The 13,146-nt window shown below is 35.3% G+C and carries 14 protein-coding genes; 8 read left to right on the top strand and 6 right to left on the bottom strand.

Translation table 11 applies throughout. The annotated features are described in order from the left end of the window. Positions 1 to 392: 392 nt before the first annotated feature. Positions 393 to 1,259: a LysR family transcriptional regulator gene (locus tag MHH37_RS09810; RefSeq protein ID WP_342576113.1), complete on the bottom strand. Its 867-nt coding sequence runs from the start codon at positions 1,257 to 1,259 to the stop codon at positions 393 to 395. A gap of 129 nt (positions 1,260 to 1,388) precedes the next feature. Between MHH37_RS09810 and MHH37_RS09805 the strand changes: the two genes are divergently transcribed. The 4 genes from MHH37_RS09805 (at position 1,389) to MHH37_RS09790 (ending at position 4,688) form a co-directional block, all read left to right on the top strand. Beyond that, positions 1,389 to 2,267, top strand: a complete 879-nt coding sequence (locus tag MHH37_RS09805; protein ID WP_342576111.1) for a DMT family transporter — start codon at positions 1,389 to 1,391, stop codon at positions 2,265 to 2,267. Next, entirely contained in the window at positions 2,264 to 2,977 is a 714-nt protein-coding gene (locus MHH37_RS09800) for an NAD(P)H-dependent oxidoreductase (protein ID WP_342576110.1), read from the top strand. The genes MHH37_RS09805 and MHH37_RS09800 overlap by 4 nt, the downstream gene beginning before the upstream one ends. Before the next feature lie 285 nt (positions 2,978 to 3,262). Next, the gene (locus MHH37_RS09795; RefSeq protein ID WP_342576109.1) at positions 3,263 to 4,246 is read left to right on the top strand and encodes an MBL fold metallo-hydrolase; all 984 of its coding nucleotides are present in this window, start codon (positions 3,263 to 3,265) and stop codon (positions 4,244 to 4,246) included. Positions 4,247 to 4,307: 61 nt separating this feature from the next. Next, complete coding sequence (locus MHH37_RS09790) at positions 4,308 to 4,688, top strand: enoyl-CoA hydratase (RefSeq protein ID WP_342576107.1); 381 nt, start codon at positions 4,308 to 4,310, stop codon at positions 4,686 to 4,688. 383 nt (positions 4,689 to 5,071) lie between these two features. Here the strand turns inward: MHH37_RS09790 and MHH37_RS09785 are convergent, their stop codons facing one another. Both MHH37_RS09785 and MHH37_RS09780 read right to left on the bottom strand, forming a co-directional pair. Beyond that, complete coding sequence (locus MHH37_RS09785) at positions 5,072 to 5,260, bottom strand: hypothetical protein (RefSeq protein WP_342576106.1); 189 nt, start codon at positions 5,258 to 5,260, stop codon at positions 5,072 to 5,074. Positions 5,261 to 5,624: 364 nt separating this feature from the next. Next, positions 5,625 to 6,860, bottom strand: a complete 1,236-nt coding sequence (locus MHH37_RS09780) for an IS110 family transposase (RefSeq protein ID WP_342575948.1) — start codon at positions 6,858 to 6,860, stop codon at positions 5,625 to 5,627. Between the two features lie 438 nt (positions 6,861 to 7,298). Here MHH37_RS09780 and MHH37_RS09775 point away from each other — a divergent pair, with 438 nt between their 5' ends. Beyond that, positions 7,299 to 8,072, top strand: a complete 774-nt coding sequence (locus MHH37_RS09775; protein WP_342576105.1) for a Cof-type HAD-IIB family hydrolase — start codon at positions 7,299 to 7,301, stop codon at positions 8,070 to 8,072. Positions 8,073 to 8,393: 321 nt separating this feature from the next. Beyond that, a complete protein-coding gene (locus tag MHH37_RS09770; RefSeq protein ID WP_342576104.1) occupies positions 8,394 to 8,681 on the top strand; it encodes a hypothetical protein in 288 nt (95 codons plus the stop codon). Between the two features lie 267 nt (positions 8,682 to 8,948). On the opposite strand, the gene MHH37_RS09765 is transcribed toward MHH37_RS09770, so the two are convergent. The 3 genes from MHH37_RS09765 to MHH37_RS09755 form a co-directional block, all read right to left on the bottom strand. Beyond that, positions 8,949 to 9,365 carry an Rrf2 family transcriptional regulator gene (locus MHH37_RS09765; RefSeq protein WP_342576103.1) on the bottom strand — a complete coding sequence of 139 codons (417 nt, stop codon included), beginning with the start codon at positions 9,363 to 9,365 and terminating at the stop codon, positions 8,949 to 8,951. A gap of 44 nt (positions 9,366 to 9,409) precedes the next feature. Next, the gene (locus MHH37_RS09760; protein WP_342576102.1) at positions 9,410 to 10,039 is read right to left on the bottom strand and encodes an NAD(P)H-binding protein; all 630 of its coding nucleotides are present in this window, start codon (positions 10,037 to 10,039) and stop codon (positions 9,410 to 9,412) included. A gap of 209 nt (positions 10,040 to 10,248) precedes the next feature. Beyond that, the gene (locus MHH37_RS09755; protein ID WP_342576240.1) at positions 10,249 to 10,599 is read right to left on the bottom strand and encodes a winged helix-turn-helix transcriptional regulator; all 351 of its coding nucleotides are present in this window, start codon (positions 10,597 to 10,599) and stop codon (positions 10,249 to 10,251) included. Between the two features lie 143 nt (positions 10,600 to 10,742). Between MHH37_RS09755 and MHH37_RS09750 the strand changes: the two genes are divergently transcribed. Beyond that, positions 10,743 to 11,786, top strand: coding sequence for an LLM class flavin-dependent oxidoreductase (locus tag MHH37_RS09750; RefSeq protein ID WP_342576101.1), 1,044 nt, complete (start codon positions 10,743 to 10,745; stop codon positions 11,784 to 11,786). A gap of 39 nt (positions 11,787 to 11,825) precedes the next feature. Next, a complete protein-coding gene (locus MHH37_RS09745; RefSeq protein WP_342576100.1) occupies positions 11,826 to 13,025 on the top strand; it encodes an MFS transporter in 1,200 nt (399 codons plus the stop codon). The last annotated feature ends 121 nt before the right edge of the window (positions 13,026 to 13,146 follow it).

The following is a 13,146-nucleotide window of genomic DNA, read 5'->3' as shown; positions in this document are numbered from 1 at the left end:
GCTGTCCTTTTTATTTTTGCAACTACATTTAGACTATACATGATAACTACATAAGAATAGAGCTAAAATACAGCTTTAGATAATTGTGGCTTTTAAATAAAGTTCGATATTTTATAATAAAGTCTAATCATAAATAAAAAAGTTTGATCCAATTCCTATGTAGATAGGCAAGTTATTTTCTTATTCCACAATCGGGCCATATTGTGGAGGAAACGGATGGGGTAGCCGTAAAGTAAATGGGAATTTACAAAGTTAAGTATTTTTTATAAAAAGGCCTGCTTTCTCTTCGATAACAAAGAAAAATCAGGCTTTGCTATAGCTCTCAACGTTATATGATAGACATTTGCTACTTATTCTTCGAGAACCACTTCTGAATATTGGTACATCATTTTTTAAGCCTTACTATACCTCTCAATAATGAAGTCAATAAAATATCTACTTGCTATTGGCAATACCTTTTTATCCTTGTATGCCAAACTAATTGTACGAGCAACTGATGGAGAGATTACTTTCGTTTCAATATGATACGGACATCTACTTAGAACAAGTTTCGGTAAAATCGAAATGCCAAGCCCTTTTTCAATCATGGACATAATCGCATAATCATCATACACCCGGAATTGGATATTGGGTTCAAGTTTGTTTTGTTGAAAAACCGTTAATGGTTCACTTAGTCCTATCTCATCTAAAAGAATATAAGGTTCTTTTGTTAAATCTTTCAATGAGACGATTGTTTGTGTTGATAAAGGATGTTCTTTTGGTAATACGGCCAGCATTTCATCTTCTTGCAAAGGAATCGTCGTTAGCTTTGATACAGCCTTTGGATTTACAAACCCAAAGTCTACGGTTCCTTCTTTAATCCAATCAGAGATATTCGTATAGCCACCCTGATATAATTCGAAATGAACACTTGGGTATTGTTCCTTAAAATCTTTCATCAATCCTGGCAGCCAATTACATGAAACACTAGAAAAGGTACCAATCCGAATCAACCCACTCTGTAGACCTTCCATTTCTTTTTGCTTTTCTAGCAGTTCTCTATGTGAATTACATATATTCCGAATAAATGGCAGAAATTCCTCGCCATCGGGTGTTAGTGTAATCCCTGTACGAGAGCGTAAAATTAGAGTAGTAGAAAGTTCCTCCTCTAATGATTGAACCATTTGGCTAATGGCGGATTGCGTATAGCCGAGTTCCTCTGCTGCTTTGGTAAAACTACCTGTTTCTATCGCTTTGATAAAAGCATAATACATATTCATCCGTACTCGCCTCTTTACATTAGTATTTCTAATATATCTATTATAAACATTCGTTTTACTAATGAAAATACAGGTGATACCATTTATTCAATCTTAATGAAAATAGATGAAAGGTTGGGGCCTGCAATTATGACACAAAAACAAGCAAACTTGATATTAGCTACAGTTTCTATGGCGTGGGGAACATCATATATATTTATGAAACTTGGAGTTGATGCGATCCCTCCGTTAACGATCGTCGCTTTAAGATGTGGATTTGCCTTTATCATTTTGGCAGCATTATTCCACAAGAAAATCATTAAGGTAGAAGCTAAAGTATTGAAGTACAGTGCTATAATGGGAGCTTTACTATGTGGTATTTTTATTGGGCTGGTGTATGGAGTTAAATATACGAATGCGTCTACTGCCGGTTTCTTGGCCAGTACAACTGTTATCTTGGTACCAATTTTACAAATGTTTATGACACGGAAACTGCCGAGTAAAAAAATAATATATGGAATGATAATTGTCTTAGCCGGGTTAGGCCTACTTACAATCAAAGACGATTTCTCTATTTCAATTGGCTCACTATACTGTCTTGTGGCTGCATTACTTTATGCAATCCATATTATCGTAACAAACCAGTTTGTAAAAGAAGTAGATGCCTTGCAATTAGCTATCTTTCAACTAGGATTTGCTGCTCTGTATGCAACGATAGGAACATTTATCTTTGAAACGCCAGTATTACCACACGGTATGATTGATTGGATTGCTATACTTGGTCTTGCGTTCATTTGCTCTGCCTATGGTTTTGTTATGCAGCCAATTGCTCAGAAGTACACCACACCTGAAAGCGTAGGTTTTCTTTTTTCACTAGAACCTGTTTTTACAGCAATATTTGCATTCATCTTACTAAATGAAAATATGGGTGGACAAGGATATTTAGGTACTTTACTCATTTTGACTGGTGTACTAATTGCAAATACGACATTTAAAAAGCAAATGATATTGGAGGAAATGAAGGAATGAATATTTTAATTATCTACGCACATCCAGAACCGAAGTCCTTTAATGGGGCATTAAAGGATCTTGCTGTTATAGAATTAACTTCTTTAGGTCATCAAGTCAAAGTATCGGATCTATATGCTATGAACTTTAAGGCGATTGCCAATAGCAACGACTTTTTTAATCGAGAAAACAAAGAGTTTTTAAAATATGCAGTAGAACAAAAAAATGCAGTAAAAACAAATAGTTTTTCAAAAGATATTAAAGAAGAGCAAGAAAAACTTGTGTGGGCAGATTTTGTTATATTTCAGTTTCCGCTTTGGTGGTACTCGGTTCCGGCTATCTTAAAGGGATGGTTTGATAGAATTTTTGCTTCTGGATTTGTTTATTCTAGGGATATGCGATATGACACAGGAGGCCTCAAAGGAAGAAAAGCAATGTTATCAGTTACAACAGGTTCTCCCAAAGAAGCATATACTCCATATGGAATGGACGGAGATATACATGAACAAATCCTTTATCATATTAATCATGGAATGCTTTATTTTGCTGGGTTAGATCCTGTTGAGCCATTCATTGCATGGACCCCAACACATCATGAAGATGAACGAAAAAGATACTTAGAAGAGTATAAAGGTCGTTTACATCATCTTTTAGAAATACCTTCAATTCCATATCATCCACACTCTCATTATGACGAGAACCATCAACTAAAAAGTGAGTATAGAAAATAATTTTTTTAGTGTTCCACTAACAGTGGCTTTAGCAAAATAAAGGAAGTATTTTGCAGTATTAATTATTCGATATTCAGCAATCAAGTCGCATTTCTTTAATAAGGAGTGAGTTTTTATTCATTATAGGGCCAGATTGTTTAGTAATTATAAAGTATAAGCACTCTAACGTTTTCAACTGTCTGAAAGGAATTATCGTGAGGTGAATATATTTATAATGTTCAGAATTTTACGCAAACGGTATTGACTGAGCGTTCGCTCACGATTAATTTTAAGGGGGAATGGTTTATGGGGGAATCTAATATTATCTTCTTTGAAAGAAAATTTCCAAGTGCAAATATGGTTCTTATTAAGGATCAACTTCCTATCCTGATTGATACTGGCTTTGGAAGTGATGCAGAAGAAACAGAGCAACTAATTAGAGAAGCAGGAGTTTTACCAGAAAAATTACACCTTATTGTGAATACGCACTATCATAGTGACCATGTAGGAGGCAATTATCATTTTCAAAAAAATTATGGTGTTAAGATTACTGCTCACAAATGGGATGCCGATTTAATTAATTCCTGTGACCCTGATGCCTGTAGTTCAGAATGGTTGGATCAGCCAGTGGAACCGTATCGAGTCGATAGAAAACTTTCAGATAACGATGAGATTCATACGGGAAGTAGAACTTTGAAGGTGTTACACACACCGGGGCATACATTAGGGCATATTTCTTTATATGAACCGGATGAAGAGATATTAATTTGCGGTGATCTATTTCACAAAAATGATATCGGATGGTTGAATAACTTTCGCGAAGGTGTAGCATCTATACAACGCTCAATAGAGAGTTTAGAACGATTGGCTAGGCTTCGAATCAGGCAGGCGTATTCTGGACATGGTCCTCAAATAAATGATCCACTTAACTCCATTGATGCTGCAAGGAATCGGTTCGACAAGTGGCTCAAAAGTCCAGAAAAGGTTTCATGGCATGCGTGCAAGAGAATTTTTGCATTCACATTAATCATGAAAAACGGATTAGCAAAGGAAGAAATCGATCACTACCTACTACAATGTGGTTGGTTTAAAGATTTTGCACGTTACTCTTTTCAACTTCAGCCAGAAGAATTTATTCCAATCCTACTTGACGAAATGATTCGTTCCAGAGCAGCAAGCTGGCACAATAATCAATTAGTCGCTGTTACTCCATATAAAGCACCTGAAAAGGAATGGATGAATAAAGACATTAAGCCAAAAGATTGGAAATCTAAAGATTTTCTCGTCTAACCATACATTGAATTATCGTAATACACAATATTTATTATCAATATAAAATAGGGGGATAAATATGTCTTTAAAAATAGGGGATATCATTACATTTGAACGTACTTTTACAGTAAGAGATGTTGAATTATTTACAGAAGTTTCTTGTGATGAAGGAGTTCATCATATTACCCCGGATGAACAAGGAAGACTAGTAATTCAAGGGCTACTTACGGCTACTTTACCGACAAAAATAGGTGGAGATGCAAACGTGTTAGCTAGTACAATGTATTTTGAGTTTTTAAGACCTGTATTTACAGGAGATACAATCAAATGTGAAGTGAAAATTGAAGAATACGAGTGGCAAGAAAATAAAAGCAGAACTTCTATTAGCACATCCTTTTTATGCAAAAATCAGGATGAAAAAGAAGTATTAAAAGGGAGCTTTTCAGGGGTAATTCTTTAAATTCTTTATACCTTATTAAATTATCGAGCGCTTTAATGAACTAACTAAAGCCTAATTTCTCACTTACAATACCGAGAAATTAGGCTTTTTTATAATTGGATTTCCTTAACGTTGTAAATCCGCATTTTCCTGACGCTACCCCTTATTAGAATTATCTGAAGAGACACGTCAGAATTTTGTAGAAGCAATGAAAAAATCATTACAAAAAGCTCTTCAAGCCTAATTTTAATCAAATATTTTGTTGAGCTAATGGTTAGCTTATCTTGAATAAGGTTTAAGCAATGATCTTCCGCAATCGGGCGCTTTCCTGGAAAAGAGGAAGACTCTAAAGTGATTTTATAAGGGATTCAAGAGCAATAAGATAAAACAAAAAACCACTGAGATCATTCTTCAGTGGCTTCTTTTTGTTTCTCTGATTCAAGAATTTTACGGTTTTGCTCTATTACTTCTTTATTCTTCTTTATTGTAACCTTGATGTTTTCAAGCATTTCTTTATCTTCAGTACTACTAGTTTCAGAATTATTCTTTAGGTGTTCATCTAAGTGGGATGATTTATTATCTTTAATAAACACTAAATTCACCTCTCATAATAACTATATTTTTAGTATAAATGATTGAAAACAACTTTTATATTAAATTTATGTATCATGTTCAGAATTTTGGTTATTCTACTCGTTTACTGGGTAAGGGCTTGCTGTTTTCGGAGAACGAAATAGCATAGCTTCTTTTCCAATCTACGACTCCCTGTTCCTTTGCTTTTATACATTTATTTTTCTATGAAATATGAGGGAATTATGCAACAAAACCAGCTAATAGTTGTCAATAATTTTCATTAAAAATAATAAAAATATCATGTTATACTAAATTTGTGTATGCCAAATAACCGTCCAAGTTCTTGATTTGGAAAGTTTAGGTTTGCTTGGTTAAATTGTTAAATCAAGCTATGTCTTGGAAAGAAGTTTTGTTTTTTAATAGTGCATAAATCCAATGTAAGAGTTTGTTTGCACAAGCTATTACAGCTACTCTAAATGGTTTTCCTTCTTCACGTTTTTTATCATAAAACGCCCGTAATTTCTTATTACGAGGAAGGATTTCATCTGTAGTTTTCTGTTTTCGACAATCACGAATTGCACATTTAACAGCCATATACAAAGCTTGCCGTAGTCTGCTAGAGCCTCTTTTGGTTATTCGGTTGTAAGTGCCTTTGAATGTACCTGATTCAAAGATACTAGGATCAAGACCGGCAAATGCGACTAGTTTCTTAGGGTGATTAAACCTTTCAATTTCCCCAATTTCAGATATAATCGTGGCAGCGATTTTTTCTCCGATACCAGGAATTGATTGGATAATCTTCGATTCTTCAATACTTTTGGCCAAAGCATCTATCTCATTTTCAAGTAGGGATAGGTGTTTTTTGTATTCAAAGATCATGTTAATATACATATCTAAACTTAGGGCAAGGCTAGAATATAAAGCCTGTTGAAATGGATTTTGAGCTGCTGCAGTCATTAGCTTTTCAGCCTGTTGATTTGCCCATTGTAGAGAACGAGAATTACAGAATTCTTTTATTTTAGTTGTTAATACTTCGTTATTGGCGCTCAATATATCTTCTGAAGTAGGATAAGTCTGTAGTATTTTTAAAGAAACATTCGAATATAAGTCGCCAAAAACATTACTATATTCAGGGAATACTTGATCTAAGACTGCCTGGAATTGTAGTTTAGTTTGTACAAACATGCCTGTAATATTATCGTGCTGTCTCGTAAGATGACGTAAGTTCGCAAGTTGGATGCCACGCTTTTTATAAGGCTCTAAATCCTCTTTATAATACAGCTCGCAGAGATGATTGGCATCAACGATATCTGTTTTTACCTTTCGTAAACTAGAACTTTTCGTCTTATAAGAGATGAGTGGATTTACGATAATGATTAAATAACCTTTGTCCTCAAAATATTGAACAACTGGTGTGTGATAATGGCCTGTAGACTCCATAACTAGGGGAGGGCGCTCTCCTGAAATATCTTCTACTTCTTTAATAAAATCTAATAAACTAGCTAACCCATCAAGATCATGTTTTACTTTAAAGCTTTTTTTGTAGGGCTTCTTACTTTCCAAATATGCTTGAACCTGACTTTCACCTTTAGCTACATCCAGACCGATGACTGGATTCATTATAATTCCTCCTTCAAAATGATAATTGCCGGTAACCCCTAAATCCTCTTTGTAGTGCCATAGCTTCGCTTGTTATACGAGATCACTGTCCCAACCAGCCTCAAACATGTTTCTACAAGTAGGGGGTGAACTGTTTTGCGGACGAGGTCTTAGCCCCACGGGCGCGAACGTTCTACCCCGGCTACCGTTATCATATATCGATATAAAAAATGGTCAACCAGAAATATTTTCTGGCTGACCTAATAATACGATCGAGCGCGATTCTTCAATCTTCAATAAGAAGATCGCGTTTTTCCGTTATAGGACCATATTATTGAACAACACTTTCAACAAGTTACACACGTACTTGCCAAGCCAATTATAATGAAATAAAGATAACATCTTGTACCTATTTTTGTTAGAATTATACAAAAATACTTAAATTATTGGGAGATTAATGTGAAACATAAAATAATTTTTTTTGATGTAGATGGTACCATCACAAGTTATAAAGATGGCACAATTTCTCAAAGCACGAAAACAGCGATTAAAAAGCTGTTGGACTATGGATTTAAAGTGGTAGCAGCAACTGGTAGACCATTATCAATGTGTAATGAACTTGTCGAAATAGGAATAGACACATTTATTACGGCTAACGGTGCATATGTTACTCATCAAGGATCTTGTATTCACAAAATTGTATTCCCTAACGAAACAGCTCGCCTGTTTAGCAAATTTGCATTTGAACAACAAAATGCACTTACTTATTATTCGGATACTTTACATATGAATGAGGTACAAAGTCCAAAAATACAGCAGGCTCTCTATGAAACATTAAGACTGCAGGAATTTCCACCTATTAATGTAGAAGCACATTTGAATGAAATCTATTTGCTTTGTTTATTTGCTGATGATGTAGAAATTGAAAAGTACAAAAAACAATTTCCTACAATTCACTTTAAACGCTGGCACCCATATATTGTGAACGTACTTGAAGAAGATGTATCAAAATCCGTGGCAATTAAGGATTTACTAGATTATTTTGGACTTAAAAAGGAAGAAGCTATTGCTTTTGGAGATGGAGAAAATGATATTGATATGTTGGAACTTGTGGACTTAGGTATCGCTATGGGGAACGCAAACGAAAAATTAAAATCGACTGCTAATTTTGTTACAAAAGATTCTAGTGAGGATGGTATTGAGTGGGCTTTAAAGAAGTATGAATTAATTTGAGGTTTAATTATTATTAAAGTAACAAAAAATTTTTATCACTATTATCGATTTATTCAAATTTAATTAAATAAAGGGACAGTACGTTCATATAAGGACATTCATTTTAATACTCTTCAACAATCGGGCGCGTTTCTTCAATATGAAGATCGCGTTTTTCCGTTATAGGGCCATTTATTGGAATAACTTATTTAAAAAAATCGCTAGGATTTCGTTAAAATTTGGGTAAAATTGTGAAGTAATGTTCTTTAACTATCTAGTCAGGTTAGTTGATTAAGGAAGATTAAAAGCATTAATTATAAAACCATTTAAGGGAGTAAAAAAATGATTATTAAGTTGGTTTTTGGTAACAATTTTGTACAATACATTTCTTGTTCAACAAAAGTAGGAAGGAAAATGAATTATATTCAGGATGACTTTCTAAATTGGATTTTTGACGAGGAAAAGAATAAGGAGTATTGGACTTTGGAAAACGGGGAAAGAATTCACCCTAATTATGATTCAACTGCATTAGTTGATTGGTTAAACAATGTAAGATTTAAGCGAGGAAAAGCGAATGCTAAATTAATCACGAATCCTCAATTACCTGGTAAAAAGAACTTGTATTTTTGAGTGTCTATGAAAGTGTAATGTTCAACTAACATCTTATTCATTTTATGGGAGCTTTAGTTGGAAAAGGATCTTCAACAATCGGGCGCTATTCTTGAATAAGAATTTTGCCTTCTTCAGCTAAAGGGCCATATTGTTGAATAACAATCATTTAGAAATGTTTCCAAACATGATCTGCACCTCAATTGTTAGCTGTGTCTAACAATTGGGATGCAGTTCAACTTTAATTTGAGAACGTTATTTTGAATACAAACTAATAATTACAATTTATTAATTAGTTACTACTTTTTCCATAATATCATGAAGGGTTTTTTTCTTTAAATTACCCTCTAGTTCAGCTTGGACTGTTTGAAATTCACTTTCAATAACTTTCACAATCGATTGTCCATACGTACATTGAGGATTTACTTTTTGATGCACGACAAATATCTCATTAGAAGGATCAACAGCTTTTAATATCTCATATAACGTGATGTCTTCGGGATTTTTAGCCAACATTAGCCCTTTTTTTATCGAGATAGATTTTAATAAACCTGCTTTTTTTAATGCACTTGACATACGACGTACAACTACTGGATTTGTCCCTATACTTTCGGAAACTATTTCGGAGTTTAACGTATCTTTCTCTGGTACACATTCGACAAACACTAATATATGGATACCAATTGCTAATCTTGTATTAATCACGTTTGTCCTTCCTCTCTATTTCTAGATAGACCATGAAGATGTTCTTATTTTTCTCCAACAACCGTAATCGCTGTACAGAGGTGTTTTTCACTTACGGCTTCGTCAATAATTGCCACAGCTAAATCTGCATAGCTAATATAACTTTCGCCTAATGAATTAAAAATTAAATGGTCTTTTCCTACTTCATAATTACATGTCCTCTTACCTTCTGGATCAAAAAAGGCTGCTGGAGATACGTATGTCCACTTGATTGAAGAAGCTTTTAACTCTAAATAACTTTCGTATTGATTTTTTGAAGAAGGAATTAAAAACTCTGGGAATTCAGGTGTTTCAAATAGATGTGTTGTGCTTGTCTCGTCAACAAAAAGTCTCCCGGCACCACCAACGACCATTAAACGCGTTTTAACATCGTTAAAAATAGTAATTAAATGTTTCCCCATCACACGATATTGTTCAGCATCCGTTAATGGTGCTGCAAAAGTATTGATAATGACATCAAATGGTTTAATATCTTCCTTTGTTAATTCTAATATATTTTTATTAATCACCTGTACTGATTCTGTCAATTTTGATGGATCTCGTACAATTGCTGTAACGTCTAATCCTCTTTTAATGGCTTCCTGTGTAAGCTTTTGTCCAGCTTTACCCGTAGCACCTATAATACCAATTTTCATAATAGCTCTCCCTTATATATGTTCAAATCACTTATTTACTGTAACAATTATAGTTACAATAAGTCTTATTATAGTGACAGTACCGGATATTAGCAAGGATTTGTTATTTGCTCTGTTCGGTTATAGGCATTTAGTTAACAAAGCTTCCAAGGGGAACATACTGTGCATAAACATCCAAAACATAAAAAACTGCCGGTAAAGGCAGTTTTTTAATTGCTCGTTTTTTCAATCATCTTTTGTTGTTTATGTAATGTATGATTAGTTCCCCAATCATGCATCGCGTGTAAGATGGGTTCCAAACTCCGGCCATATTCAGTAATTGAATATTCCACTTTCGGAGGCACCTGTGGATAGACAACACGCTGTATAATATCCTCGTTTTCTAACTCGCGTAATTGATTCGTCAGCATTTTTTGCGTAATACTGGGCATTCTTCGTTTTAATTCACTGAATCTTTGAGTACCGTTCTTCAATAAATGCAATAAGATAATTGGTTTCCATTTCCCGACTAATATGCTTAAAGAATCTGCTACACGACATGATTCTGGTTCTAAATTCAACATAATTCCCCCCTTTAGTATCATTTTGTATACTATACCACTTTAAAGTACGTACTTTTTAAAATGATTATTATAAGTAATAATAACATCATTCAAAGGAAATCTAAAAACATTTGATAAAGAGAATATAGGGGGGGTGGCTTATGAGCCAGACACATCAAAAGAAGTTTGAATTTGGTATTTATACTTTTGGAGAATTGATTCCAGATCCCGTTACTGGAAAAGTGATTTCTGCGGAAGAGCGTATTCAAAATATTATCAAGACAGCAAAATTGGCTGATGAAGTAGGGTTGGATATTTTTGGTTTAGGCGAACATCATCGTTTGGATTTTGCAGTTTCAGCTACACCTGTTGTATTAGCAGCGATTGCACAAGCAACGAAAAATATTCGCCTAGCAAGCGCTACAACCGTATTAGGTACAGCAGATCCTGTCAGAATATTTGAAGACTTTTCGACATTAGATTTAATTTCAGGGGGGCGTGCTGAAATCATGGCAGGTAGAGGGGCATTTATCGAATCGTTCCCTCTTTTTGGCTATGATTTAGATGATTATCACGAGCTTTTTGAAGAGAAATTACACCTGTTACAAGAATTAAACAACAATGAACGCGTTACATGGAGTGGGAAATTTCGTTCGCCCTTAAATAATTGCGACATTGCACCTAGACCAAAACAAAATAAAATTCCTATTTGGAGAGGAGTAGGAGGAACCCCTGCAAGTGCAGTTCGGGCAGGGCAGGAAGGGTTTGGAATGGCACTCGCCATTTTAGGAGGGGACCCTCTTTATGTAAAACCTTTAGTAGAAGCTTATCGTCAAGCTGGGATTTCATCAGGACACCCAGAAGATGATCTAAACATTGCGATTACAAGCCATGGCTATATTGGAAGGACTGCGGAACAAGCTATTAATGAATTTCATCCGTATTATTCCAATTATATTCGAACTATGATGGGAAGAAGTATTTCTAAACAGCAAGTGGTAGCAGCAGTTTCTAAAAACAATGCCCTTGCCATTGGTGGTCCTGAAGAAATTGTTCGAAAAATTCTTTATCAGCACGAACTATTTGGCCACAACCGTTATATTATGCAGCTTGATATTTGTCAGCCATTTTCTCAAGTGGCAAGTGCGATTGAATTATTAGCAACGAAAGTGATGCCTATCGTAAAACGAGAGATTGAACTTTGAAATGATAAATTACAACCTAAAGGAGACTATGAAATTTTTATGAAGAAAAAACAAATTCTAATGATTATCGCTTTATTTATTGCATCATTGAACTTACGACCGGCAATTAACTCCATTGCACCTATGCTTGAAACGATTCGAGACAGCTTAGGAATGAGTGCCTCTATAGCAAGTTTGCTGACTTCCATTCCCGTTCTTTGTATGGGACTGTTCGCTCCTGTAGCCATAAAGTTCAGTGGTAAGTGGGGAATCGAACGTGTATTAGGGTGGTCGTTATTTATCATTGGAGTCGGTACAATTCTACGATTTTTCACGGATTCAGTTTCATTTTTACTGATTACCGCTTTTATCGCAGGTATAGGGATTGCATTTGTAGGACCGCTTCTTCCTGGTTTTATTAAGCGTCACTTTCCTCAACATGTGCCTTCAATGATTTCAGTATATACGGTAGCGCTGACTCTGGGTGCAGCACTAAGCTCAAGCTTAATCGTACCGATGCAAAATAGCATGAATTCTTGGCAGAATGCGCTCGGTGTTTGGGCAGTCATTGCATTCGTTGCCGTGCTGTTCTGGTGGTTGTTCGTTATGCGCCATATGAAACCGCAAAATCAACCGACTTCAATTATTACGAAAGCGAAAATGCCTTGGACAAATAAGAAAGCATGGCTACTTACAATGACGTTCGGTTTAATGGCCATGCTATTCTATTCCATTACAGCTTGGTTACCACAGATTATTCATGGGTTGGGTTATAGTAAATCCTACGCAGCAAGCGCGCTTACTATTTTCGTTATTGTTCAAATACCGGTAAGCCTTGTTCTGCCAATCTTGCTTCGTAAATTGCCTTCTCGTCGCCTTTGGTTAATGATTTCGGCGGTATTGCAACTCGTTGGTCTTTTGATGCTTGCGTTCTCTATTGTACCTTGGGTTGCCACGGTCTTTATTGGTGTAGGCGCTGGCGGATTGTTTTCGCTCAATCTACTACTGCCTCTCGACGCTACGAACAATCCCCAGGAGGCTGCAGCTTGGTCGGCTATGACTCAATCAGCAGGCTATGTAATTGGAGCAACCGGCCCGCTTATTCTTGGTTGGATTCACGATGCGACGAATAGCTTCTCAACATCAATAGTGGGTCTGATTGTCATTAACATAATGATGATGGTCGTGCAAATTGCGGCTACTTCCTTAAAAAGAAAACAACAATCAGGAGAAATTAATCCTAATCATGGAATATCATAAGCCAAAACCTTTGGGACACAAATTTAGTATTTACGAAAAATCAGGTTTATCTACTATAAGAAACTAAAATCATATAGTAGATAAAGTTATTCAACAATCGGACGCAATTCTGTAATAAGGA

The sequence above is a fragment of the Solibacillus sp. FSL K6-1781 genome (genome assembly GCF_038630735.1).
GTDB classification, from domain to species: domain Bacteria; phylum Bacillota; class Bacilli; order Bacillales_A; family Planococcaceae; genus Solibacillus; species Solibacillus silvestris.
This window is presented reverse-complemented; position numbering and strand designations above follow the sequence as displayed.